The 25,326-nt window shown below is 63.6% G+C and carries 21 protein-coding genes; 1 reads left to right on the top strand and 20 read right to left on the bottom strand.

From position 1 onward, the window contains the following. Positions 1 to 21: 21 nt before the first annotated feature. From KOL99_RS12980 to KOL99_RS12970, 3 genes are all read right to left on the bottom strand, one after another. The gene (locus tag KOL99_RS12980) at positions 22 to 1,128 is read right to left on the bottom strand and encodes a WD40/YVTN/BNR-like repeat-containing protein (protein WP_216510874.1); all 1,107 of its coding nucleotides are present in this window, start codon (positions 1,126 to 1,128) and stop codon (positions 22 to 24) included. An 84-nt stretch (positions 1,129 to 1,212) separates the two neighbouring features. Beyond that, positions 1,213 to 2,568, bottom strand: a complete 1,356-nt coding sequence (locus KOL99_RS12975) for a DUF1329 domain-containing protein (protein WP_216510873.1) — start codon at positions 2,566 to 2,568, stop codon at positions 1,213 to 1,215. Positions 2,569 to 2,587: 19 nt separating this feature from the next. Continuing rightward, on the bottom strand, positions 2,588 to 4,267 hold the full coding sequence (locus tag KOL99_RS12970; protein ID WP_216510872.1) for a DUF1302 domain-containing protein: 1,680 nt from the start codon (positions 4,265 to 4,267) through the stop codon (positions 2,588 to 2,590). Between the two features lie 711 nt (positions 4,268 to 4,978). On the opposite strand from KOL99_RS12970, the gene KOL99_RS12965 reads away from it, so the two are divergent. Continuing rightward, complete coding sequence (locus KOL99_RS12965; RefSeq protein ID WP_216510871.1) at positions 4,979 to 5,629, top strand: TetR/AcrR family transcriptional regulator; 651 nt, start codon at positions 4,979 to 4,981, stop codon at positions 5,627 to 5,629. A gap of 116 nt (positions 5,630 to 5,745) precedes the next feature. Here KOL99_RS12965 and KOL99_RS12960 read toward each other — a convergent pair whose 3' ends face one another. The 17 genes from KOL99_RS12960 to KOL99_RS22000 all read right to left on the bottom strand — a co-directional run bounded on the left by KOL99_RS12960 (position 5,746) and on the right by KOL99_RS22000 (position 25,249). Continuing rightward, complete coding sequence (locus KOL99_RS12960; RefSeq protein WP_216510870.1) at positions 5,746 to 7,053, bottom strand: OmpP1/FadL family transporter; 1,308 nt, start codon at positions 7,051 to 7,053, stop codon at positions 5,746 to 5,748. A 144-nt stretch (positions 7,054 to 7,197) separates the two neighbouring features. Continuing rightward, the gene (locus KOL99_RS12955) at positions 7,198 to 8,160 is read right to left on the bottom strand and encodes an electron transfer flavoprotein subunit alpha/FixB family protein (protein ID WP_236026085.1); all 963 of its coding nucleotides are present in this window, start codon (positions 8,158 to 8,160) and stop codon (positions 7,198 to 7,200) included. Next, positions 8,160 to 8,948 carry an electron transfer flavoprotein subunit beta/FixA family protein gene (locus tag KOL99_RS12950; RefSeq protein ID WP_216510869.1) on the bottom strand — a complete coding sequence of 263 codons (789 nt, stop codon included), beginning with the start codon at positions 8,946 to 8,948 and terminating at the stop codon, positions 8,160 to 8,162. The genes KOL99_RS12955 and KOL99_RS12950 overlap by 1 nt, the downstream gene beginning before the upstream one ends. A 105-nt stretch (positions 8,949 to 9,053) precedes the next feature. Beyond that, complete coding sequence (locus tag KOL99_RS12945) at positions 9,054 to 11,129, bottom strand: (Fe-S)-binding protein (RefSeq protein ID WP_216510868.1); 2,076 nt, start codon at positions 11,127 to 11,129, stop codon at positions 9,054 to 9,056. 109 nt (positions 11,130 to 11,238) lie between these two features. After that, positions 11,239 to 13,041 carry an acyl-CoA dehydrogenase gene (locus KOL99_RS12940; RefSeq protein ID WP_216510867.1) on the bottom strand — a complete coding sequence of 601 codons (1,803 nt, stop codon included), beginning with the start codon at positions 13,039 to 13,041 and terminating at the stop codon, positions 11,239 to 11,241. A 24-nt stretch (positions 13,042 to 13,065) separates the two neighbouring features. After that, positions 13,066 to 14,238, bottom strand: coding sequence for a thiolase family protein (locus KOL99_RS12935; RefSeq protein ID WP_216510866.1), 1,173 nt, complete (start codon positions 14,236 to 14,238; stop codon positions 13,066 to 13,068). Positions 14,239 to 14,298: 60 nt separating this feature from the next. Then, entirely contained in the window at positions 14,299 to 16,665 is a 2,367-nt protein-coding gene (locus KOL99_RS12930) for a 3-hydroxyacyl-CoA dehydrogenase/enoyl-CoA hydratase family protein (protein WP_216510865.1), read from the bottom strand. A gap of 69 nt (positions 16,666 to 16,734) precedes the next feature. Next, positions 16,735 to 17,124: an acyl-CoA thioesterase gene (locus KOL99_RS12925; protein WP_216510864.1), complete on the bottom strand. Its 390-nt coding sequence runs from the start codon at positions 17,122 to 17,124 to the stop codon at positions 16,735 to 16,737. 34 nt (positions 17,125 to 17,158) lie between these two features. Then, positions 17,159 to 19,147, bottom strand: coding sequence for a (Fe-S)-binding protein (locus KOL99_RS12920; protein ID WP_216510863.1), 1,989 nt, complete (start codon positions 19,145 to 19,147; stop codon positions 17,159 to 17,161). A 25-nt stretch (positions 19,148 to 19,172) separates the two neighbouring features. After that, on the bottom strand, positions 19,173 to 20,522 hold the full coding sequence (locus tag KOL99_RS12915) for an electron transfer flavoprotein subunit alpha (protein ID WP_216510862.1): 1,350 nt from the start codon (positions 20,520 to 20,522) through the stop codon (positions 19,173 to 19,175). Positions 20,523 to 20,547: 25 nt separating this feature from the next. Then, positions 20,548 to 21,360 (bottom strand): electron transfer flavoprotein subunit beta/FixA family protein, encoded by an 813-nt coding sequence (locus KOL99_RS12910; RefSeq protein WP_216510861.1) that lies wholly within the window; start codon positions 21,358 to 21,360, stop codon positions 20,548 to 20,550. A 43-nt stretch (positions 21,361 to 21,403) separates the two neighbouring features. Continuing rightward, positions 21,404 to 21,580 (bottom strand): ribbon-helix-helix protein, CopG family, encoded by a 177-nt coding sequence (locus KOL99_RS12905; protein ID WP_216510860.1) that lies wholly within the window; start codon positions 21,578 to 21,580, stop codon positions 21,404 to 21,406. A gap of 20 nt (positions 21,581 to 21,600) precedes the next feature. Beyond that, positions 21,601 to 22,470 carry a succinate--CoA ligase subunit alpha gene (gene sucD / locus KOL99_RS12900; protein ID WP_216510859.1) on the bottom strand — a complete coding sequence of 290 codons (870 nt, stop codon included), beginning with the start codon at positions 22,468 to 22,470 and terminating at the stop codon, positions 21,601 to 21,603. Between the two features lie 13 nt (positions 22,471 to 22,483). After that, positions 22,484 to 23,695 carry an ADP-forming succinate--CoA ligase subunit beta gene (gene sucC, locus KOL99_RS12895; protein ID WP_216510858.1) on the bottom strand — a complete coding sequence of 404 codons (1,212 nt, stop codon included), beginning with the start codon at positions 23,693 to 23,695 and terminating at the stop codon, positions 22,484 to 22,486. A 75-nt stretch (positions 23,696 to 23,770) separates the two neighbouring features. Beyond that, positions 23,771 to 24,592 carry a helix-turn-helix domain-containing protein gene (locus KOL99_RS12890; RefSeq protein ID WP_216510857.1) on the bottom strand — a complete coding sequence of 274 codons (822 nt, stop codon included), beginning with the start codon at positions 24,590 to 24,592 and terminating at the stop codon, positions 23,771 to 23,773. A gap of 40 nt (positions 24,593 to 24,632) precedes the next feature. Beyond that, positions 24,633 to 24,959, bottom strand: a complete 327-nt coding sequence (locus KOL99_RS12885; protein ID WP_216510856.1) for an SCP2 sterol-binding domain-containing protein — start codon at positions 24,957 to 24,959, stop codon at positions 24,633 to 24,635. Next, entirely contained in the window at positions 24,941 to 25,249 is a 309-nt protein-coding gene (locus KOL99_RS22000) for a 4Fe-4S dicluster domain-containing protein (RefSeq protein ID WP_407931855.1), read from the bottom strand. The genes KOL99_RS12885 and KOL99_RS22000 overlap by 19 nt, the downstream gene beginning before the upstream one ends. Positions 25,250 to 25,326: the final 77 nt, after the last annotated feature.

Below are 25,326 nucleotides of genomic sequence, written 5' to 3'. Positions count from 1 at the left end.
TCCCTCCAGTATCCTGTCCTCTTACTTCGCCGCCTGGACCCGAACCCCGCGCATGCCGACCAGGGCGAGGGCGCCGCCCTGCGTCTCGGCGATCCCGGCGGCGGGAATCCCCTGCTGGCCGGGGAGCGCGCCGAAGGTCGCACCGTCGTCGTGACTGGCAAGGACGCCGCCCAGCAGAGTGACCAGCAGGATGTCCCCCCCCCTGGTGACCGTGCCGCCGGTGAGGGTGGTGGGGGCTCCGGTCTCCACCTTGCGCCAGTTCTTGCCGCCGTCCACGCTGCGGTAGGCGTTGCCGCGCAGGCCAAAGGCGACGATCACCCCCGCCTTGCCGGTTAGGCCGAAAAAGGTGCCGTTGTAGCCGGAATCGAGCGCGGCGAAGACACCTCGCCGGCTATCGAACTTGAGGAGCAGCCCCTGTTCCCCTGCGACGAAGAGCCCATCGGGGGTGCGGCGTATGGCATAGAGGTGGAGGCGCTTGGGGTTCTCGGTACGCTCCAGCCACGGTTCCCAGCTGGCTCCGCCGTTGTAGGTGCGGAAAATGAAGTTGAAGGCACCAACGGCGTAGCCGGTCGTCTCGTCGTCGAACCATACGTCCAGAAACGGCTTATCAGGCCCCTGCTTCACCAGGTTGGCGATCTCCGCACCAAGTCCGGTCGCGCCGGCGTCGCGGTACCATGCCGCCAACACCTGGCCCGCGATGCGGCCGTCGAACTGCTTCACCCAGCTGGCACCGCCGTCGGCGCTGTGCAGAATCACGCCGTCGTGCCCGACCGCCCACCCTTTCCCGGAGGTGGGGAAATGGACGGCGGTGAGGTCGGAGGAAACCGGGACCTTCGCCTGCTTCCACGACCTCCCCTCGTCGTCTGAGTAGACGATGTGGCCGCGCGCCCCTGCAGCAACCAGCCGTTTCCCGGCGCGGGTGATGCCGTTTAGCGGCGTGCGCGACGCCAGCGGGGTGATCACCGCCGGAGTATCCAACACGTCCATGAAGGGGGCATCGGCTCGAAGCTCACTCTCGGCGGGGACCTCCAGATTCACCAGGGTGTCCATCGTGCAATCGGCGAAGGCAGCCGCCGCGCTGAGAACCGCCGCAATTAAAGTCACCACCTTGATACCCTGCTGGAACATAGCTTTCTCCTCTTACGCAGGAAATTCCGACCGCAGGCCGGCCTCGCCCCTCCCCGTCCAACCGAGAATGGGAGGCGTCTTGCATCAACGGATACCGCTTCCGGCGAGGGCGTCGGGCGTCCTCTCCTTCAAGGAGAACGGCTTGGTGAAGAACTTGACCCCGCCGTTCTCGGCGGCGTAGAAGTTCAAGGTGTAGGAGTTGGCGATCAGGTCGTAGAAGCCATGGGTCATGGCGAACGGCGCCAGTTCGTCGTAGCTCGGGGTGATATAGGCGTAGCCGATCCGGTAGAGATGGCCGTTGCCGTCGTACTGGTCGGAGGCGAGCGCATGCCAGGAATCCTCGTCCAGGTAGAACACACGCTTCTTGTAGATGTGCCGCTTGCCGGGCTTCAGCGTCGCCTCGACCACCCAGACCCTGTGCAGCTCCCAGCGCACCTGCTCCGGCTTGATGAACCTGGGCCCGAAGGCGGTCTCCTTGGTCGACTGGTAGACCAGCTTGTAGCAGTTGTAGGGGACGAACATCTCCTTCTTGCCCACCAGCCTGAAGTCGTAGCGGTCCATGGCGCCGTTGAAGAGCAGCACGTCGTCGAAGGTGTTGACGCCGGACATGTTGAAGTCCGGGGTGTCATAGGCGATCTCCGGGGCAAGCTTCACCCGCCGCTGACCGGGGAGATACTGCCAGGCGCTACGTCCCTTGGTGGCGATGTCCAGCGGGTCGATGGCGAGCAGCCCCTCCCCGGCGCGGCGTGGGGGACCGGTCATTAGGGTCTTGATCCAGTAGTAGACCCCGGTCTTGTCGCCGGGGACCCAATAGGGGAACTCGAACCAGTTGTTGGAGAGGTTGACCATGGTGGTCCTGCCCGCAGAGTTTGTGTAGATCCCCTCCATGGACAGGTAGACCGCCCTGCCGTGGTAGCTCACCAGGTGGTTCCACATCGCCTCCTTACCATTTTTTGGGATGGGGAACGGGTAGGCCTCGCGGACGCCGACCAGGGAGAGCCCGTCGTTGGCGGTCTTGGCGGTGAGGGCGCTTTTCCTGGTGTTCTCCAGGATGCTCTTCGGGAAGGCGGCGGTGCGGTGCGTCTTGTAGACGTTCAGTTGATAGTCCGGATGCTTCTTGAGCAGGGCCTTGGTCCCTTCGGTCAACTTGTCGCCAAACTTGCCGGCGTTCTTGCCGTCGATCACGTAAAGGGGTTTTTCAGCCGAAAACGGGTCGGGGCGGACCGCGCTCCCCTTCTTATAGTTTGCGGGCGGGGTGGTGAGCCCCCCAGTGTACTCAGGAATGGAGCCGTCGGCGTTGCCGGCTTTCTCGGCGCCAAGCTCGGTCAGGCTCTTGCCCAGCTTCAGGGCCTCCTCGGGAGACAGCGCCCCGAATGCGCTCCCCGCACATGCGGCGATGATGCCGGCGACAGTCAATGCTCTGCGAAGTGATTTGGACATAGCTCAACCCCCCTTTGCCTTAGAATGTGGTTTTCAGCGTCAGCGTGACCATGTCACGGTCCTTAAGCAGCGCGAAGACGTCCCCAGAGGACGCGATGCCTCCGGTGGCATCGGTGCGGTAGTTGCCGAAGAACCCTGAATAGTTGATGGTGGCGGTGTACCTGGCGAGGATGTCGAAGGAGAGCCCCGCGCTGTAGGAGCCATTTTGGGATGAGCCCCCCATGCCGACCGCGGAGACGCCGAACAGGCCCGAGGCGATGCTGAGCGGCATGGACATGTCGACCCCCGGCAACAACTGGTACCAGGTGGGGGTGAAATTGAGGGCGCCGCTCATGGCGTCCCTAGTGACGTGGTCAAGCCCGGTGTAAGCGTCATTTCCCTTGAAGTACTGCTCCCCCCGGGAGACGTGCAGGTAGCGGCCGTAGGTGAATTCGGCAAGCACCTCGGCCTTGTCGAACAGCGGTGTCCTGTTGACGAGGTAGAGGAAGTTGACCAGGGAGTGGAAGGTTTCGCCGCGCGCGCCTGCCACACCCCCCTTGCCCGGAACCGCCGCCGCGCCGGGCACGCCGACCGTCACCGGAACGCTGAGCAGCGGCATGTTGTGGCGGTAGGAGACCTCGGCGCCGACGCTGACGCCGAGGATCTGTTTGGCGAAGCTCAGCCCGTACAGGCTGATGTTGCCGGGATAGGAGAAGCGGTAGTCGGGAGTCCCTCCCGACATCATGGGGGAGGCGTCTATCAGAAGCTGGGGCACCTTGTCGGAGAAATTGCGGTAGTAGGCACCGACAGTGCCTGCGAGCCATTCCGGGCTCCAGCGCGCCGAAATGCCCCAGTCACCGGTCCGGTCCGGCTCGATGTCGTATCCGTGCGGCAGCTTAAGCCCCGGCCCGGTGAAGAGACTTTCGCCCCCCTTCAGGTAAGGGTCCGCGAAGCTCAGGTAGGAGCCGGACTCCGGAAAGCGGACCGGCTCCCATTGCAGGAAGTACTGGGCGGCGATCGAGAGCGACGGCAGCGGCTGTACCTGGACGCTCACCTGGTTCAGCGGGCGGTAGATCTCTTTCAACTCGACCCCGGGCTGCGCCAGGGCCTTGGCGAGGTCTACCGGGGACTGCGCGTAGGAGATACCGTTGGCGCCACCGAAGGCAAGCATGCTTTCGCCCCAGTACACCGTGTGACGTCCAGCCCTGATGCTGACCGGCGTTTCGCCGGCCTCGAACTTGCCGAAGGCGAATGCGTCGAGGAGCTCGCCGCTGGGGCCGGAGAAATAGCGCTTCGTGTAGTCGCTGAGGCCGGTGCCGACACGGCGGTTGGAGGTGCCGGGTGAGTTGTTGTCGAGGTGCTCATGATAGCGCTCGTCGTACCACCCCGCCCCGCTGAAGCGCACGCCGTAGGATTGCTTGTAGACGGCATCGAACTCGGAGAGGATGTCCAGGCGGTTGGAGACGATCCCGACGTCGAAGTTCCTGTCGCCGTCGTCGTTGTTGGGGCTTTTGAGGATCGCGTCGTTTTGCCCTTTGACACGCTGGGATAGGGTGTAGCGGAAAGTATTGTCCCAGCGCAGCTTGACGTCTTCGCTGCCGGTATCGATCTGGAAACCATGAACCAGAGCGGGACCTGCAAGGATTATTGCCCACACCGCCGCCAGGAACAGCCCCTGCAGCTTCGCGGGGAAAACAAACAACGCCATCTTCCTGCCCATACCCTCCTCCTTGTCATTCGGGTCAACTGGACCACTCCCGCCGAATGCCCGGCGCAGCCAACTCTTCGCCTCCCTCCTCGGCGCGCCCCCCTTGCCCCCACGAGAAGGCACAAATGCGCCCGCCGCAATCCGTAGTTGCACCACGCGAGAAGCCGAGGCGAAGCTTAGAACGGAGAAACTGGGTTCTACCACATCACGCACCCGGCGCCCCTGCCTCGACAGGGTGGTAAAATCAGCAGACTTTTGAATTAAACTTTTTGGTAAAACATAGCAGTTGAAACAGGCTGTGTCAATATTTTTCTAGACATAATAAAACAGCTTTTTGGCATTATGGATTACATATAAAGCTGAAGAATTCGGCTATTTGCTGCGATTAACCCCGCTCAAGAAAGCGTTACGGTAGAACCATAAAACAATTTTTGGTCATCGTAACAAAGGCTAGGGAGGCTGCCGCCCCACGCTTGGTTGCGGTTGGTGCTGTCTGACATTGGGCAATGAAGGCCAAAAATCTGGTGCTTATGGCAACGTAGCACGTAGAGAACTGGCCGCGTAAGGGATGGCTAAAGGATGGCTACAGGGATTGAGGCGTTGAAAAAGCGCTACGTCCTCAGATAATTTAACTGTCTATTTTAAGAATGCGGTAAAAATCACTTGTCGCAGGTGCACTAATCTCTTATAGTGACGGTTCAAAATGTGGTTATGGGAGCGCATATGGCTACTGAAAAGATGGTCAAGAAAAGAGCCGATAAGATCGAACAGATACTTTCCGTCGCCACAGAAGTATTCAGCGAGAAAGGTTTCCACGGAGCGCTCACCGACGAGATCGCCGAACGCGCTGGAGTCCCCAAGCTGAGCCTCTATTACTACATCGGGGACAAAGAGCAGCTGTACAAAGCGGTGTGGAAAAGGCTTGAAGACCAGTTCGTCCCGCTGATCGAGATCAACGAAGAGATTTCCGCGGAAGAAAACCTGGACCAGCTCCTGCGCGGTGTGGCCAAAGTGGCCGAGATCGTACCGGCACACTCGATGGCGCTGCGTGAATTGTTCGCGGGGGGGGAGAATTATCCGGAAAACATCGTGAAGGACATCGAGTTGTACCTGGAGCGTTTCACCCGGATCTGCGAGGGGCTCAAGCGCGAGGGGCAAAGCGGGAAACCGGAGTTCGACGTTCCGCCTGCGGTCATCGCATGGATGGTGTACTCGTTCATGGTCTACTGGGTGATCACCGTCCCCCCGATGCTGAAGCATGAGGGGGAGCAGATCGACGTATTCCGGGGCATCGGCACGGGCACCAACGAAAACGTCGTAGCGATGGTAAAAAAACTGGTATTCAGAATGCTTGATTGCAAGCACCCGGAGTAGTGCGCGCCGCCTGCGGCGCAACTCACGGCCAAACTTCAGACTCTAAGCCCCGGCACCAGCCGGGGCTTAGTTCGTTTTTGGAAGCGGCTTCGGCCCAAAGAATACGGCTTCAGCGGCTAGAACTTGCAGGTCAGACTGATGCCCAGCAGATGCGCGTCGGACTTGAACGTGCCGTTCTTTATCTGGGGGTTATTGGCACTGCTGCTGATGGTTCTGTCATCGAACAGCACGTAGGTGTAGGCGAAATCGACCGCGGCCTTGGCGTTGTGCACACCGGTGCCGACACTGAAATAATGGCGGTTGGCATCGGGGAGGTCGCTGCCAAGGGTCGAGTCCGGAACGGGATTCTCCTCGTAGGTGTACCCGGAGCGGAGGTCCACGTAGTCGTTGACGGAGTACTGCCCCCCGAAGTGGTAGGACCATACGTCATGCCATTTTTTCGGCACCGGCTGGCTTAGTACCGCGGCATAAATGGGAGCGCTGCTCTGGTAATCGACCTTGAATTCCTTGTAGGAGCTCCAACCGGTATGCTCTGCATCGAACTCGAGGGTGACCTTCTGCACCGGTTTCCAGGCGACGGCAAGAATGGCGTTGTCCGGCAGGGTGTAATCTGCCGAAAGGCGGGAGCGTACCGTCGTTCCGCTGCCGGGGACGACCGCGTTGTACGGGGGCGGTAAAGAAGCTGAATTCGCGAGCCCCATGAAATTCGCGTCGCCGTCGAACTTCAGGTCGATCTTGCTCCGGTAGGAAGCCCCGAAGGAGAGCGCGGGTGTCGCCTTCCACAAAAGCCCCAGGGTGTAACCGTATCCCACCGCTGTGGCGTCCAACCCGAGCATCCCCAGGTTGCCCCCCAGAGCCCCGTTGTACAGGAAGCATTCCGAGGAGAACCGGGCATAGGTGATGTCCGCGGCGGCTGCCACCGCCAGGTTGAGGTCGTCAAAGCGGTACGCCAGCGTCGGCTGGAAGTTCACCGGCTTGATGGAGATCGATGCCACCTCGCGCAGCCCACCTCCCTCGTCCCAACGTTTCACCAGCGGGAAAAAGGAGTTTACCCCCAAGCCGAAGCTGAGAGGAATGGATGTGACCTCGTGGGTCAGATAGACGGTCGGCACCGCTACCAAGTCGCCGTTGGCCATCTCGCTCGTGGTATTGGGGCTGCTGATATTGGTCACCCCGTTGAACTCGGTCTGCGGCAGTAACACCACCCCGTACCCTATCTGAATCTGTCTTCCTTTCAGGTAGGCGATGCCGGCGGGGTTGTACGCCAGGGCGGAGGGGTCATCGGCCTGGGCTGCAAAGGCGTTGCCCATGGCCTGCGCTTTGGCACTCTGCTCGGTGATCTTGTTGCCGGAAGCATGCGAGATGCCGGTGATAGCAACTACTGCTGTCCCGACTAGCGCCGGGATCAAGAAATAACACTTCATCATGTACCTTCCTAAATCTAGATGGCGGTGTTGTGCTCGCTCGATTGCATGGCTGGAATGGTCCGCGGCGGTGAGTACTTCGATCTGCGGAGGGGGAGTTTCATGCGAAGCCCCGGCGAGCCGGGGCTAGGAGCAGGATTTGCGTCACAGGGATGCGATCTTTTCCGTCAGCACCGGGAGAAATTCGACGATATTGGCCACCACACCGACGTCGGCAACCTGAAAGATAGGGGCGTTGGGATTCTTGTTGATGGCGACGATGTATCCCCCCTTGATCCCCCCCATGTGCTGGAACGAACCGCTGATGCCGCAGGCGAGGTAGACCTTGGGCTTGACGGTGCAGCCGGAGGTGCCGACCTGACGGGTCGCCTCCAGCCATTTTGCGTCCACGATGGGGCGGGAGCACGACACTTCGGCCCCCTTGCCGATAGCCTCCTTGAGCTCCATGGCGAGCTGGATGTTCTCTTCGTCTTCTATCCCTCTGCCGATGGAGATGAGGATCTCGGCCTTGGTGATGTCGACGTCACCCGCCTCGGGGGTCTGCACCTCGATGAATTTCCTTTCGCAGCTAAGGTCGCCCAAGTCGGCCGACCGGTCGGTAACGCTCCCTTGGGCGCCCTTCCCCTCATCGGGAGCGAAGGTCCCAGGACGGACCGCGACCACGGAGCCGGCGGAGATGTCGACGTCGACGTGAGTGGAAACCTCGCCCCCCAGCTCCTGCCGGACCACCTTCAGGGAGCTTCCCTCGACGCCCTCGATCCCGACGATGTCGGCCACGAAGGAGGCGCCGAGCTTGATGGAAAGTCCCGGCGCGCAGTCCATGGAGAAGGTCGAGTGCGCGAACAGGACCACGGAACCCTGGGGGATGACCGCCACCAGTGCCTTTCTCACCACCTCCGCGTTGGGATAGGAAAGCGCGGCGTGGTCGACCTTGATGACCTTCTCGAAGATGGATGCGGCTGAAGCCGCCACGGCGTCGACACCGTGACCGGCCACGATGGCCGTCGCCGGGGAGCTCGAGATCGCCTTGGCCGCGGTTGCCAGCTCCAGCGCCGCATCGTCCAGAACCCCGTTACTGTGAGTCAGATAAGCGAATACCTGTGCCATTATGAAATCCCCCCGTTGGTTTTCAGTATTTCGACGAGCTTGTCGGCGATCTCCTCGGCGCTCCCTGCGAGCATCTCGGCCCCTGCGCCCTTCACCGGAACGAAATAGTCCAGTTTCCTGACCGCAGCCCCTTTGGCGCCCACGCAGGACGCATCGATGCCGAGCTCAGCGGCTCCCAATGCGGGGATTTCCACGCTGGCCACCTTGCGGATGCCGCGGACGCCGACGTAGCGGGGCTCGTTGATGCCGGTCTGGATGGAAAGGACACAGGGAAGGGTGATCTCGTTGATTTCCCTTCTGCCCCCTTCTATTTCACGGCCGACGGTGAGTTTGCCGTCGCCCACCTCGACCCTGTTCACCAGGGAGGCGTAGGGAAGGTCGAGCATGGCGGCGAGCATCCCTCCCACGGCGCCGGAGCCTTCATCCGCCTGGGCGCCGGTCAGGATGAGGTCGTAGTTCCCTTTGCCGACGGCGCCCTTGAGGATGTGGGCGATCCCCTTGCAGTCGGAGCCGACGAAGGCGTCGTCGTTGAGCAGAAGCCCGTTTTCCGCTCCCATCGCCATTTCCCGGCGCAGGATCTCGTCGGCATCGGCATCCGCAGCCGTGACCACGGTCACCGAACCGCCCACCTTCTCGACGATCTGGATCGCCTCCTCCACCGCGTAGTTGTCCCACTCGTTCACCGAATAGACGAGATCGTCCCGTTCGATGTCGTTCCCCGCGCTGTTCATGACGAATTCATTTTCCGCCGTGTCGGGAACCCTCTTGACGCATACCAGAATTTCCATGCTACCTCCCAATGTCATGATTGATCGAGTGACTGTTCCGGATCGTCCCGGTTCAAGGCTGCACCGGAGCAGTGTTTTTCGTTGAGGCCGCCGGCGGCGACGGCGCTATTGGAGATGCCGGCTCACCAGTTCGGTAAGCTCGATGGCTTCCAGCTGGCCGTCCAGGCCCGCCACCTTGATGGCGTCTTCCATGTTCACCATGCAGAACGGACAGGCGCAGACGATCACGTTGGCGCCGGCTTCGGCGGCCATCTTCACGCGGATTACGGCCATCCGCTCCTTTTCGTGAGGCTCGTGGAACAGCATCAGCCCGCCACCGCTGCAGCAAAGGGAACGGTCGCGTTTTTTCGCCATCTCCACGGTCCTGATCCCGGGGATCGCCTCGATCGCCGCGCGCGGGTCGTCGTAGAGATCGTTGTGCCGGCCGAGATAGCACGGGTCATGGTAGGTGTAGACCTTGCCGGGGTCCTCGACCGGCTTGAGCTTGATCTTCCCGCTCCTGATGTGCCTCGCGATCACCTGGCTTATGTGCTCCACCGGCAGATCCAGTTCGGCGTAATCGTTTTTGAGCGCGTTGTAGGCATGCGGGTCGGAGGCGACGATGCGTTTGGCCCCAGATTCCTTGATGGTCTCGGTGTTGTGCCGTTGCAGATCCTGGTACAGCATCTCCTCGCCGAAACGGAGCACCTCGTTGCCGCTGTCCTTTTCGTCCTTTCCGATCACGAAGAAGTCTTCGCCGCAGGCGTCGAGGATCCGGGCGCTGCACTTCGCGATCTCCACCATGCGGTCGTCGTACGAGGTGATGCTGTCCACGAAGTAGAGCAGCTCCCCGGTCTCGCCGTCCTCCATGGTTTTCACCTCGCGCTCGCCGAAGAAGGCAGCGTCGCGCGTCCAGTCGGCGCGCTTCTTCTCCATCTTGCCCCAGGGGTTGCCGCGCTTGCCGATGGCCTGCAGGGGCTTTTGCAGCGTTTGGGGCACCTCGCCGTCATCGACCAGCCCGCGTCGCAGGTCCACGATCTTGTCGATGTATTCGATGCCGATGGGGCATTCCCGCTCGCACGCGCCACAGGTGGTGCAGGACCAGATCTCGTCGGCGTTGTAGACGGAGCCGACCAGCGCCTCCCCGCTTGCGGCAGCGGCCTTGGTGACTGGGTAGTTCCGGAACATAAGGTCGCGCCCCTTGATGCTGATGAAGCGCGGCGACAACGGACGCCCCACGAGATTGGCCGGACACTGGTCGGAACAGCGGCCGCAATCGGCACAGGAGTAGAAATCCAGCATGTGCTTCCAGGTGAAATCCTCGAGCTTCTTGACCCCCAGCGAGGGGAGCTCGTCGAGCCCTTGCGCCGTCACACCGTAGGCGACCGGCTTCACGTTGCCGCGCGTCACCCGCATGAAAAGCACGTTGAAGAAGGAGGTGATGACGTGGAAATGCTTCCCCATGGGGAGGAAGTTCAGAAAGAAGAAGAATAGGGTCTCATGCGCGTAATAGGCGCCCAGGTGCAAGTACTGGAGCACCCCCTTGGGGGCCGAGGCGAAGGCCTTCGCGAAGCACCAGGCCAGGGTGGCGGGGGCGAGGAAAGCCGGCTCGCCGGCGGAGACCAGCACCCCTTCGAAGAGGCTCTCGGTGAGCATGAGCCCCATGATGATGGCCAGCACGAAGACCGCTTCCGCGGTATGGTCGTGCCCGTACTGGGGGGGGACCGCGTAGCGCGCGGGCCTCACGATGCCGCGACGGACGGCGGCGATGGCGCAGGCGACGAAGACGGCGGTGGCGGTGTAGTCCTTCACCACGTTGTATGCCGCTCCCACCGCATGGTCCGGGGCGAACCCGGGCAGGGCGAAGTCCGGGAAGATGCCGACCACGGTCAGCGAGCAGGTCCGGATGGCCAGAATCAGGAAGCCGAAAAAGATGACGATATGCAAAAGGCCCGCCACCAGGTAACGGGGCTGCCGGACCTGGCAAAGCCACACCGACACCACGTTGCGGGCGCGCGCCGGGAGATCCCTCAGCCGGGTCGGGTCCGGTTTCGCCGCCAGAAGCGGGGCGAGCCGTTTCCACATCACCCAGGCGAAGATAGCCAGGCCTGCGACCAGGTACAGTAACGACAGAAGCCATCCGGGGACCACCCCGAAGAAGGCGTAGTGGGCCGGCGCGACAAGATATTCCATCTTTTCCATGGCTGGAAACTCCTAAGCTGCGTGCGAGGTGCGCCCCGATGCCGGGGGAGCCGGGCGGCGCGAAGCCGCCCTCCTCCCCTTGCTGCCCGGCATCGAGGCAGGTTGAGCGCTACCCGTTGAACGATTCCTCTGAAATTTCGACGCAGGCGCCGTTGGCCCCGTTGATCGCTTCCATTTTCCCCAGGGTCACCGGCAGCACCGAGGTGGTGAAAAATTCCAGGCTCTTCAGGATGCCTTCGTAGAAGGGGACGTCCTTTCCCTTGGCGCTCCCCAGTTTCTGCGCGGCGACCGTCCCCCTCCAAAGAAGCAGCCACGCGACGATGACGTCGCCGGTGACCTCCAGGAAGGGATAGGCGTGGGCGAATGCGTAAAGCACCCGGTCGCTCGCCGCGGTCTTGCCCAGCTGCTGGGCCACTGCGCCGAGCTTCTCCAGGGCGGCCCCCACCTTCTGCGTGTGCGGGGCGAGGAACTCGATCTCTTTGGCGGTCCTCAGGGTCTTCTTGATCTCGCCGATCAGGTCCATGACCACCGCGCCCTTGTTCATCCCCAGTTTGCGCCCCAAAAGGTCCATGGCCTGGATGCCGTTGGTCCCTTCGTAGATCTGGGTGATGCGGCAGTCCCTCATCAGCTGGGCGACCGGATACTCCTCGACGTAGCCGTATCCCCCGTAGACCTGGATGGCGTGGTTGCAGACCTCGAAGGCCTTGTCGGTGACGTACCCCTTGGCCAGCGGCGTGAGGATCTCGATCAGCCCCTGGTATCGCTCCCGCACCGCCTGGTCGCCGGCGACGGCCACCATGTCGTTGCAGTATCCGACGAAGTAGAGGAGCGTTCTCATCCCCTCCACGTAGCTCTTCATGGTGAGCAGCTGGCGGCGCACGTCGGGATGCCGGATGATGGGAACGCCCCCCTCGTTGGGCTGCACCAGGCTTGCTCCCTGCACCCTTTCCTTGGCGTAGTTGACGGCGTACATGTAGGCGGTGGTGGCGCAGCTGAACCCCTGCATCCCGACCAGCAGCCTCGCCTCGTTCATCATCACGAACATGGCCTTCATGCCCTTATTTTCCTCGCCGAGCAGGGTGCCGAGGCACTGGCCGCTCCCCCCGAGGGTCAAGGTGCAGGTCGAGCTGCCGTGGATCCCCATCTTGTGCTCGATGCCGGTACAGACCACGTCGTTGAAGGCGCCCGGGGTGCCGTCCGGGTTCACCCGGAACTTGGGCACCAGGAACAGCGAGATTCCCTTGGTGCCGGCCGGTGCGCCTTCAATGCGGGCCAGCACCGGATGGACGATGTTCTCGGCCAGCTCGTGATCGCCGCCGGAGATGAAAATCTTGGTGCCGGTGATGGAATAGGTGCCGTCGGGGTTCTTCCTCGCCGTGGTCTCCAAGGCGCCGACGTCGGAGCCGGCACCTGCCTCGGTGAGGAGCATGGTGCCGGTCCACTTGCCGGTGTAGAGGTTTTTCAGGTAGGTCTTCTTCTGCTCCTCGGTGCCGAACTCCTCCACCAGTTTGCCGGCTCCGTGGGTGAGGCTCGGATACATCATGAAGGGGAAGTTGGCCCCGTTGAAGTACTCGCTGGCGGCAGACGACACCGATTTCGGCATCCCCTGCCCCCCCCACTCGGGGTCCTCGTTCATGCTCAGCCACTCGCCGTCGTTGAACAACTGGTAGAGCCTGTGAAAGGATTCGGGGATGGTGACCTTGCCGGCCTCGAAGCTGCAACCCTGTTCATCCCCCTCCTTCCAGGTCGGCAGCATTTCCTTGACCGCGAAATTCCTGGCTTCGGACACCACCATGTCGACCGTTTTCCTGTTGAAGTCGGCGAAGCGGTCGTGCCGGCTGAATTGTTCCACGTTCAATACTTCATGAAGAAGGAAATCGATATCTCTTCTGTCCGCGATCAGCTGTGCCATGGTCTTCACTCTCCTTGGTATTGGTTACAGTTTCTCGAAAATGCCCGCAGCGCCCATGCCGAGCCCGATGCACATGGAGACCATGCCGTAGCGGACCCGGCGCTTCCCCATCTCAGAGAGCAGGGTCGCGGTGAGCTTGGCGCCGGTGCAGCCGAGCGGGTGCCCGAGGGCGATGGCGCCGCCGTTCACGTTCACGATGGCGGGGTCGAGCTTGAGCTCCTTCAGGACCGCCAGGGACTGGGCGGCGAAGGCCTCGTTCAGCTCGATGAGACCGAGGTCGTCCTGCTTGAGCCCCGCCAGCGCGAGGGCCGCCGGTATGGCCGGGATAGGCCCGATCCCCATCACCTCAGGGGCGACACCGCGCACCGCGAAGGCCACGAAGCGCGCCGCGGGATCCCTGCGGAGCTTCTTGACGAAGGATTCGGAGGCCACCAGCACCGCGGCGGCGCCGTCGGTCATCTGCGAGGAGTTGCCGGCGGTGACCGTGCCGTTCATGCGGAACACCGGCTTGAGCGAGCCCAGCGATGCCGCGGTGGTCTCGCCGCGCACGCCGTCGTCGACGCTGACGAGCTCGCTGCTTTTCTTCATCTGACCGCCGGCGAGCCTGGCGTGCTCGACCTCCACCGGGATGATCTCGTCGGCGAAGCGGCCGGCGGCGATGGCCTCAGCGGCCTTTCTGTGGCTTTCGGCGGCGAAGAGGTCCATCTGCTCCCGGGTGATGCCGTGGTTTTCCGCCACCAGTTCCGCGGTCATCCCCATCCCCAGAAAGGACTCGGGCCAGGTGGTCACCAGGTGCGGGTTCGGGGTCACCTTGTTGCCCCCCAGCGGCACGCAGGTCATGGATTCGGTGCCGCCTGCCACCACGCAATCGGCGAGCCCCGCCTGGACCCGCTCGGCGGCCAGGGCCACCGCCTGCAGCCCCGACGAGCAGAGCCGGTTCACCGTCATGCCGGGAACGCTCACCGGCAGCCCCGCCCTCATCGCCGCCACCCGGGCCACGTTCCACCCCTGCTCCGCCTCGGGGAAGGCGCAGCCCAGGATGATGTCCTCCACCTGCCCGGGCTCGATCCCGGTCCTCTCCACCAGTCCGGCGATGGCGGCGGCGGCCAGGTCGTCCGGCCGCATCCCGCTGAATTTTCCCTTGTAGGCCCGGCACCCGGCGGTCCTGTAAGCGGCTACTATATATGCGGTTTTCATTTCACATCCTCCAGTTGTCTTTGAGTTGGCCGATCGGTTCCACGCTCCCCGCAAGGGACGCTAGTTCCTGAGCGGTTTCCCGGTTGACAGCATGTGCTCGATCCGGGCGAGGGTCTTGGGCCTGCCGCACAGGCTCAGGAAGGCTTCCCGCTCCAGGTCGAGCAGGTACTGCTCGCTGATCGCGGTGCCGCCCGGCACGTCGCCGCCGGTGATGACGTCGGCGATCACGCTCCCCATCTCGGCCTCGTATTCCGTGGCGAACCCGCCCGCCTGCATGTTGTAGACCTGGTTCTTGAGACCCGAGGCGACGCTGCGTCCCGGTGCCTTGAGGTTCTCCAGAGGGCGCCCGGGGCGGTAGGTCGGGGCCAGCGCCAGCACCTTAAGCTTGGCATCGGCGATCAGGCTGTCGATGTCCATGGTGACGCCGTCCCCCTGGCGCAGCATCCCCATGCCGGCCAGCTCGGCGGCGGAGCCGGAGACCTTGGCGGTGACGATGTTTTGGAAGAACTTCCCGATCGCCTGGGTCACGTCACCCCGGTACGGCTCGGTCAGGGCCATCGCCCTGAGGGCCATCTCCTTGGTGCCGCCTCCGGCGGGGAGCAGGCCGACGCCGACCTCGACCAGCCCCATGTATGTCTCGGCGTGGGCGTTGATGACGTCCGCCTGCAGGGCCACCTCGCATCCCCCGCCCAGCGTCATGTTGAAGGGAGCCGCCACCACCGGGACATGGCTGTACTTGACCCCCATGAGCGCCGAGTGGAAGCTGCGGATCAGCCGCTCGATGGCCTCGAAATTCCCATCCTTTATGGCGGCGGCGACCTTGGCGAGGTTGGCACCGGCGGAGAACACCTTCCCTTGGTTGCCGATCACGAGCCCCACCCCCTGCCGTTCGGCGCGCTGCACCGAGGTCGAGATCATCTCCAGGATGCCGTCGTCGATGGCGTTCATCTTCGAGTGGAACTCCAGCCCGAAAACGCCGTCGCCCAGATCGTAGAGGGAGGCGTCGGCGTTACCCTCCACCAGCTTGCCGCCACGCTTGAGTATGTCGAGGCTGATGCAGGTCGACGGTACCGGCAGCTCAGTATAGGCGCCTTTGGCAAGGTCCCAGGCGAACTTCGTCCCACCCTGGTACTTGTAGAACGACTCCACCCGCCGCAGGACGTCGGGAACCGGCACCCCGTCCCCCTCGGCCCTGGCGACGAACTCCCTGACGCCGATGGCGTCCAGCATCTCGAAGGGACCGAGCTCCCAGCTGAAGCCCCACTTGAGGGCGTTGTCGACGTTCACGATGTCATCGGCGATCTCCGGCATCCTGCGCACGGTGTAGAGCAGTATGTCGCGCAGGTTGAGCCAGGCGAACCGGGCGGCGACGTCGTCTCCGGCAAGAAGCTTCCGGATGCGCCCCGCCGGGTCTCCCCCCTTGGCGGCGGCGAGCGAGGCGAACTTGGGGCCGGCCGCGGGCTTGTACGCGCCGCTGGTCCAGTCGTAATAGGAGATCCCGTCTTTCTCCTTCTTGAAGAAGCCCTGCTTGGTCTTGTTGCCTAAAAGCCCCTTGGCCACCATCTCCTCGAGGAAGGCGGGGATGCGGAAGGTTTCCCGCTGTTCGTCGTTGGGGAGCAACTCGTAGGAGTTCCTGCCGACGTGAACCAGGGTGTCGTTGCCGACCAGGTCGCAGGTGCGGAAGATGGCGCTACTGGCCCGGGCGGTCGCCGGACCGCCCACGGCATCGACCTCCTCGACCGTCATGCCGAGTTCCGTCATGTGGCGCATGGCGTTGAACATGGCGAAGACGCCGATACGGTTGCCGATGAAGTTGGGAGTGTCTTTGCCGAAGACGATCCCCTTGCCCAGCCGGCGGCGGCAGAACTCCGCCATATGGGCGAGCACCGCGGGATCGGTCGCCGCGCAGGGAACAAGCTCCAGCAGGCGCATGTAGCGCGGCGGGTTGAAGAAGTGGGTCACCAGGAAGTTGGCGCGTACCGCCGGCGGCAGCAGCTCGGCCATGGCGTTCACCGACAGCCCGCTGGTATTGGTGGACAGGATCGCGCCCGGGGCAAGGTTGGGGACCACCTTTTCGGTGAGCAGGCTCTTCTTGATGGCCATGTTTTCCACGACCACCTCGATCACCCAGTCGCACTCTTTGAGCAGGGAGATGTCGTCGTCGAAGTTGCCGATGGTGATCTGGCCCGCGTAATCCTTCCGGTACACCCCCCTCCCCTTCACCGCCGCCTGCAGGCCGTTGGCTGCGAAGCGGTTCCTGACCGACCGGTCATCCAGGGAGAGCCCCTGCTCCGATTCTTCCCGGTTCACCTCGCGCGGCACCATGTCGAGCAGCACCACCTCAAGGCCGGCGTTGGCCAGATGGCCGGCGATGGTCGCTCCCATTACCCCCGCGCCCAGGACTGCAACTTTCTTGATCTGTCTCATACCCCCCCCTTTATTCAAGTGTCAGGCTTTAATTCCTCACCGAGGCCGGGCTGATCCGGCTCCCCCGGCTCAATAGAGGATCTGTTTCACTATCTCCGGGACCGCAACCGCGCGCTTGCCGACGTTGTCGAAACAAACCATCGTGGTATTCGCCACGGCATAATTTTTTTCCCGGCCGTCACCGAGCCGGTAGCGCAGGTCGAAGCTTGTCCTACCCATGCGGGAAGCGTGGGTGGAGACGACGACCTTTTCGCCGAACAGGATCGGGCACAGGTACTCGCACCCCGCACGCGCCACCACGAAGTAAAGGTCGTTGTCGGACATCTCCTTTAGCACCTCGTGCAGGATGGAGATCCGCGCCGCTTCGCAGTAACCGAAGTAGAGCACGCTGTTCACGTGTCCGTAGAGATCGAAGTCGGAAAAGCGGACCTCGATCTCCGTTTCGAAGGTGCGCGGCATCGCCCTCTCCTCCCGCGGCGCAAGGGACCGCGCGCTAGGGCTTCGTTCTGAGGGCATCGGCGGCGACCTCGGCGATATCCTTGACGGCGACCCGGTCGAGGCCCAGGTCCTTGAGGCCGTCTTCCATCATGGTCATGCAGTAGGGACAGCTGACACAGAGGGTATCCGGCTGCTGCTTGACGGCCTCGTTGAGCCGCGCCAGGTTGATCCGGCTGCCGCTTTGCTCTTCCAGCCACATCCTCCCGCCGCCTGCGCCGCAGCAGAAGGCATTCTCGCGGTGCCGCGGCATTTCCGCGGGAACAGCCCCGGTGGCGGCCTCGAGCACCGCGCGCGGCTCGAGGTAGATGTCGTTGTGCCGCCCCAGGTAGCATGAATCGTGAAAGGCCACCTTGCCCAGCTCCGGCTGCCGGGAGAAGCTCAGACGCCCCTCCCTGACCAGGGCGGCGATCAACTGCGAATGGTGGATCACCTCGACCTCCAGCCCGAACTGGCGGTAGTCGTTTTTGAGCGCGCTGAAGCAGTGGGGACACTGGGTGACGATCTTCTTGACCTGGCGCTCCTTGAACAGCTCGACGTTTTGGCGCGCCATCCGGTCGAACACGTACTCGTTCCCCAGGCGGCGCAGGCTCTCTCCGCAACAGGGCTCGTCCTTGCCGAGGATGCCCCAGGAGACGCCGGCCCGATCCAGGACGTTGGCCAGGGCGACGGTGACCTGCTTGTTGCGGTTGTCGAAGGCGCCGGCACAACCTGCGAAAAAGAGGTACTCGGTCGCGCCGGGCCGATAGGTGCGGTCACCCAGCGGCGCGCTCCACTTGGGACGGTCCGCGGGAGGCATCCCCCACGGATTGCTCCGCTGCTCCATGTTCTCGAACAGGTTGAGCAGCTCCTCCGGGAAAGACGCCTGTTCCTGGACGAGATGACGCCGCAGTTTGACGATCTTCGGCATCTGTTCGATCAGCACCGGGCAGACCGAGGTACAGGCCCCGCAGGTGGTGCACGACCAGATGGCTTCCTCGCTGATGGTCCCCTGCTTGGCCTGACCGACCAGAGGCACCCCCCCCGTCCCGCCGTGCTTGAGGTGCGGGCCGTTTTCCAGCAGGTTGACCTTTATGTCGTGCACCACGCGGCGGGGGTTCAGTGGCTTCCCGGTTTGGTGGGCCGGGCAGAGGTCCTGGCAGCGGCCGCACTCGGTGCAGGAGAGGGAGTCGAGGAGGTCCTTCCAGCTGTACTGGCCGACCTCCTGCACCCCGTAACGGGCACCGCTGGCGAAGTCCTCCCGCGGCAGCGTGTTCGGCTTCTCCAGGCTCTGGAAATAGCAGTTGGGGATGGCCGTGAGGATGTGCATGTGTTTGCTGCGGGGGAGCAGGTTCATGAACGCCAAAAGCACCAGCGCGTGCACCCACCAGGCAGCCTGAGCCACCATCTGCAGGGCGTGGGGCGAAATCCGTGACAATCCGGCGGCGAGCGCGGCGGACACGGGGCGCCACGCGTCCCCCGTTCCCAGGGCGATGTGGGCGGCGTTCATCAGGAAAAACGCCGCCATCAGCGTCGCGATCATGGCAAGGATCAGTATGGCCTCGCCGCTGGCTGCGCTGGTGTAGTCGTTGCCGAGGTAGGAAGGGGGAAAGAACAGGCGCCGCGCCGCCGCGACCAGCACCGAGACCAGCGCGACCAGCGACACGAGGTCAAACAGCGCGGTCAAAAGGCGGTAAGGAGCGGCCGGCAACAGCCGCGCCAGGCTCGCGCCCGATACAAGCCCCTCGACCAGGAACTCCCCGTTGGCCAGCAGCAGGAAGAGAAAGGCCCAGAAGAGCAGAAAATGGTTCACCCCGTAAGGCCTCGCCAGGACCCGTTTCTGCCCGAAGGCGTAGCTCATGGCGGCGGCCAGCCGGGCGCCGGGGCGGTCGAAGCGGTCTTCCCGGGCCCCGATCCCCAAAAGCCCCAGCCGCTGCTGACAGCTGTAGACGAAGGACGCGGTCGACAGGGCGAAAATGGCTATGAAAAGCAAGTGCTGCAAATCCATCGTAATCCCTCGTAGAGCTTCTGGTTCAGGCCGCGCTTGCGGCGCTACCGGAATTTTGCGCCCCCTTCATCGCGCGCGCCCCCTGGATGAGCGAGGGCACGACCTCGAACAGGTCGCCGACGATGCCGTAGGTGGCCACTTGAAAGATGGGGGCGGCGGGATCCCGGTTGATGGCGATGATGACATCGGAATCCTGCATCCCGACCATGTGCTGGATCGCTCCCGAGATCCCGCATGCGATGTAGATCTTGGGACGCACGGTCTTACCGGTCTGGCCGACCTGGCGGCTGTGAGAGATCCAGCCGGCGTCCACCGCGCTCCTCGATGCCCCGACTACCCCGCCCAGCTCGTCGGCCAGTTCCTGCAGGAGCGCAAAGTTCTCCTTGCACATCAGGCCGCGCCCCCCGGAGACGATGATTTCGGCCGCCGCCACATCCACGTCGTCCATGCCTTCGCGTTCGCTGATCACGCTGATCACCTTGACCAGGATGTCCTCCTCGCGCGCGGCCAGGGGTTCGCGCAGCACCTCCCCGGTCCTGCCCGGCTGAAGCGGAGGCATGGACATCACGTGGGGGCGCACGGTTGCCATCTGCGGGCGGAAATTGTCGCAGATGATGGTGGCCATGATGTTGCCGCCGAACGCCGGCCGTGTCTGCATGAGGTTGCGCCTGTCGTCGATGCCGAGGCCCGTGCAGTCGGCGGTCAGCCCGGTTCCGGCCACCGTTGCCACCGCGCCGGCCAGGTCCCGTCCCTGGGCGGTGGCCCCCATCAGGATGATCTCCGGGCGGTGTTTCCCGATCAGGTGAAAGACCGCTTCCGTGTAAGGCTGGGTACGGTAGTTGCGGTAGACCGGTGCATCGACCAGGATGGCCCGGTCGGCGCCGTGTTCGAAGGCCTCGCTGCACAGATGCTCGACCTCGTGGCCGATGATCACCGCGCTGAGCGGCACTTCCAGTCGGGCGGCGAGCCCCGCTCCCGCCCCGACGAGCTCCCAGGAGACCTTGGCCGCGCGCCCTTCGTACTGTTCCACCACGACCCAGACCCCGCGATAGCCCGCGAGCTTTTCCCGCAGTTGCCGGCTCTCCTCATCGGGCTCCTCCTGGGCGGCTCCCCCCGCCTGCCGGGCGAGCTCGGCCAGAAGCAGCTCTTCCTCGGGGGTGAAATGGATTTCCAGGGCGCACACCGGGCAGGCCTTCAGGCACTTGCGGCAGCCGATGCACTTGGCTCCTTCGATGACCGGCTCGCCGGCGTCGGTCATCTCGATGCAGTGCACCGGGCATGAGCTTTGGCAGCGGGCGCCGCAGGCGATGCATCCCCCCTCGAGCAGGTGGGCCACGCCGCGGGGCTTGTCGGTTTTCTTGGTTCCTTCGCTCATCTGATAGTTCCTTGTGGCGCGGCGGTTACAGCGCCAGGATGTCCTTTTCCGCCAGCTTATCCAGTAGCAGCAGGGCTGCCCCATGGGGGTCTGCCATCCCGTTGCCGATGATCTCGCCCTGCTCGCGCTCGGGGGAGAAGATCTTGCTTACCCAGGTCGGTGACCCCTTAAGACCGACGCTCTCCTCTTCGAGCTTCAGCACCGCGTTGTCCCACAGGGCGACCTCCCTGTCCTCGGCCTCCAGCCGCTTCGCCACCACCGGATAGCGGGGACGGTTCAGCTCCCGCACCACCGTGATCAGCACCGGAAGCGGAGCCTCCACGATCTCGTGGCGCCCTTCCAGCTTGCGCCGCACCCGGATCCGCTTCTTCAGCGGATCCACCCATTCGATCCTGTCGACCAGGGTGAGCTGGCTGTAGCCGAGACGGGAGGCGATGCCAGGCCCGACCTGGGCGGTGTCGCCGTCGATGGTCTGCTTGCCGCACAAAACCACCGCCACCTCTTCCTCCTGCGCCAGGCGTGCGATCGCCGCGGAGAGCACCTTGCTGGTGGCAAGGGTATCGGCGCCGCCGAAGCGCCGGTCCGAGAGGAGGATGGCTTCGTCCACCCCCAGGGCATAGGCCTTACGCAGGGTAGCCACGGTATTGGGCGGCCCCATGGAGAGCGCCACGCTGCGCATGCCATAACGGTCCTTGAGCCGCAGCCCCTCTTCCAGCGCGTGGGCGTCGTACGGGTTGATGATGAACGGGATGCCGTCCCGGATCAGCGTGTTGGTGACCGGGTCGATCTTGACCTGCGTCGTGTCAGGTACCTGCTTGATGCATGATATGACCAGCATGTAAAAGCTCCGTAAGTCGCGCCCCCGGCCTGTTCGTCACCCGTTAGGCGCGTTCCCGGTCGGGGGCATCCGGGGAGATGGTGGCGCGCAAGGCTTCGCGCATGACATCGGTGACGGTGGTGCGCCCCCGTGCGCTTATCGCTTCGAGGAGTTCCTTCTCCTCGCTGGTGACCCTTACCGACACCACGCAGCTCTTTAGCTCCGCCTTGCGGTTTTCCATGATCGCACCCCGCCGTTGGGCTATGGTCGGTAGACCTGCATCAGGGCCTGGGCCATGTCCGCCGGGCTCGAGGCCACGCTTATGCCGCACTCCTCGAGCACGGCGACCTTCTCCGCGGCCGTCCCTTTCCCGCCGGAGATGATGGCTCCGGCGTGCCCCATTCGCTTGCCGGGGGGAGCGGTGACGCCGGCGATGTAGGCTGCGACAGGCTTTTTCATGTGCTCCTTGACGAAACGCGCCGCCTCCTCCTCGGCGTTGCCGCCGATCTCGCCGATCATGATGACGGCCTCGGTGCCCGGGTCCTCCTCGAACATCCTGAGGCAGTCCAGGTGGCTGGTGCCGTTAACCGGGTCGCCGCCGATGCCGACGCAGGTGGACTGGCCGAGCCCGAGGGATGTCAGCTGCCAGACCGCCTCGTAGGTCAGGGTGCCGCTGCGCGAGACCACGCCCACCTTGCCGGGCTTGTGGATGTAGCCAGGCATGATGCCGATCTTGCACTCACCGGGGGTGATCACGCCGGGGCAATTGGGGCCGATCAGGCGGGTGTTTTTCCCCCTCATAAACTGCTTGACCTTCACCATGTCGAGGACCGGAATCCCCTCCGTGATGCAGATGACCAGTTCCAGGCCGGCGTCGACCGCCTCCATGATCGAGTCGGCGGCGAACGGGGGGGGAACGTAGATCACGCTCGCGGTGGCGCCGGTCTGCTCCACGGCCTCCTGCACGGTGTCGAAGACGGGGAAGCCGTCGATGGCGCTTCCTCCCTTGCCGGGGGTGACCCCCCCGACCATGCGGGTGCCGTACTCACGGGCCCCCTGGGCGTGGAAGAGGCCGGTGGCTCCCAGCCCCTGGGTGATGACCTTGGTGTTGCTGTCGATCAGAATGCTCATGGGATCTCTCTCCTTAGGCGGTGGCCGCGGGCTGCGAACATGTGCAGGAAGCGTGGCCCTTTTCGCCGGACACGGCCCGCACGATCTTTTTGGCGGCGTCGGCCATGCCGTCTGCGGCGATGATGTTGAGGCCGCTTTCGGCCAGCAGTTTCTTCCCCAGCTCGACGTTGGTCCCTTCCAGCCGGACCACCAGCGGGACGTTCAGGGAGACCTGCTTGGCGGCCTCGATGACGCCGGTCGCGATCACGTCGCACTTCATGATGCCGCCGAAGATATTGACCAGGATCCCCTTGACGTTCTTGTCGGAGAGGATGAGTTTGAAGGCCTCGGTGACCCGCTCGGTGGTGGCCCCGCCGCCTACGTCCAGGAAGTTGGCCGGGGCGCCGCCGGAGAACTTTATGATGTCCATGGTCGCCATGGCGAGCCCGGCGCCGTTCACGAGACAGCCGATGTTGCCGGAGAGCGACACGTAGGAGAGGTCGTGCTGGGACGCCTCCACCTCGTTGGGATCCTCCTCGTCGAAGTCGCGCATGTCGGCGATCTGCAGGTGACGGAACAGGGCGTTGTCGTCGAAGCCGAACTTCGCGTCCAGGGCGAGCAGGTCCCCCTCTGCGGTCACCACCAGCGGGTTGATTTCCAGCAGCGAGCAGTCGCAGGCGATGAACGTGGTGTAGAGGTTGGACAGGACCTTGGCCGCCTTGTTGGTGAGCTTGCCATTGAGCCCCAGGCTGAAAGCGAGCTTTCTGCACTGGAAGGGGGTCAGCCCCACCAGCGGGTCGACCGCCTCGGTGAAGATCTTCTCCGGGGAGATGGCCGCCACCTCCTCGATGTCCATCCCCCCTTCGGTGGAGGCCATCACGGTCACCTTGGAGGTGGCCCGGTCCACCAGCAGGCTCACGTACAGCTCGCGGGCGATGTTGCAGCCGTTTTCGATCAGGACGCGGTGCACCACCTTCCCTTCGGGACCGGTCTGGTGGGTGCGCAGCGTCATGCCGAGCATGTCGCGCGCGGTGCTGCGGACCTCGTCGGAGGTGCGGGCCAGCTTGACGCCGCCACCCTTCCCCCTGCCGCCGGCGTGGATCTGGGCCTTGACGACCCACGGGCCGTCGCCCAGGCGCTTCGCCCACTCGCGGGCGCTCGCCCCGTTGTAGCAGACGTGCCCGTCGGGAACGGGGACGCCGAACTTGCGCAGAATCGCTTTCGCCTGGTATTCGTGAATGTTCATTTCAGAAACCTCGTGTTTGGACTTTTGCCACAAGCCGGCCAGCCTGTCGGGCGGGGCCGGAACCCATTCTGTCTGTTACACCGGGCGTTCCGGTCGCTTTGCCCGTGAGGGTCTGCTCTTTCGCTCCCCCCCCTGCGCGGCTCCCCCTTTTTGGAGCGTGCGCAGCACCGAGTTCGCCGATAAGCGCCCCATCCGCCCCACCGTTTTGCGCAGGGCCGGAATCACCTCGGTCCTGACCCGCTCCGGCGCCATCCTGAAGGTCGGCGCGACCACGACCAAGGCACCGAATTCGCCGTCTCCGAAAGGTGGAAGGTCGACCGCCACCGTGGTGATCTCCGGATCCAGCACCCCTTCCGTGACCTGGGCCCCTTCGATGGCCGGGCAGCCGGGCGGCTCCGGCAGCAGCAGGCCGAGATAGGAGCGCACGGTAACCTTCTGCCGGGAGTTGGCCACCGCAACCAGCATGGTCTGCCCGTCCCTCTTGCGCGCGAGATATACCTCCTCGTTCAGCAGCAGGGCCAGTTCCCTCAGAAACGGGACCGCCTCCGGCAGTTCTATGCGGGTCAAGGCGCGGCGGGCCACCATGAAGGTGTTCATGCCGAAGTGATATCTGCCGTCGCGGTCTTTATCGATGACGCCTCGGTACTCCATCGTGGTCAGCATGCGGAAGGTCTTGTTCTTGGTCATGCCCGACGCCGCGATGACTTCCGCGAGATTCATCCGGCTCCCCGATTGGAAAATCAGCGCGAGCAGGGAGAGGGCCTCGTCGATGATCTGCAGCCGGTATCGGACCTTGTCCGCGGGCTTTCTCGCCCGGACCCCGCTTGTTTCGCCCCCCCCCATACCCAGGGGGAGGCCGCGTTCTTTTTTGCCATGAAACTCTCTGGTGATTTCCATGATGGATCCCGTCCCGTCCCGGCTGGGCCTGGCGGCGCCGCTACAGCGGAAAGATCGTCGGTATCTTCTGCGCGATCATCATGCTGCCGACGGTCTTCAGCCTGCCGCTCATGCTCGCCTGCATGGCATTCATCTTCTTGTTGACGATGGAAAGCCAGGTAGTGCCGGCCATGGTGAGGGCAACGGTGGGAGCGGCATGGGTTCCCTCCTGGAGCTCGCAGGTCCCGTCCTTCACGGTTATGTTCCAGATCCCGCCGTCATCGCCGGTGATGTTGAACTGGAAAACGCAGTTGGTCCCTTGGGCGGCGTTCGCGTCGAATACCGCCGGCATCTTTTCGATGATTTCCTTCACTGTGCTGTAGGCCATGTTCGTGTCTCCTTTTGATTTGTTTCAGGATCAGCTGACCGCTTGATCAACTGACGCGCTGACTCGTATTTTTGCATCGGTTCCGCGCCTACGGCGATGGCCTTGGTCAGGCAGGCATCCCGGCACTTGGTGCATCCGTTGCAGTTGGTTTTCTCCACAACCGCAACTTTGCCATCCGCCGTCTGCCGGAAGTTTTTTCTGGCGCACACCTTCAGGCATCTGCCACAGTGCACGCACCTCCGTTCGTTGATTTTCACCTTGTGACCGGTAGGTCTGATTCCATGGCTCATGTCACACCTGCGCTGTCGACCTCGGTTTGGTCCGGGACAGGCGCCCCTTCGAAAACTGTTTTCCGAGGCGCCTGTCC

The sequence above is a fragment of the Geomonas azotofigens genome, from assembly GCF_018919395.1.
GTDB classification, from domain to species: domain Bacteria; phylum Desulfobacterota; class Desulfuromonadia; order Geobacterales; family Geobacteraceae; genus Geomonas; species Geomonas azotofigens.
This window is presented reverse-complemented; position numbering and strand designations above follow the sequence as displayed.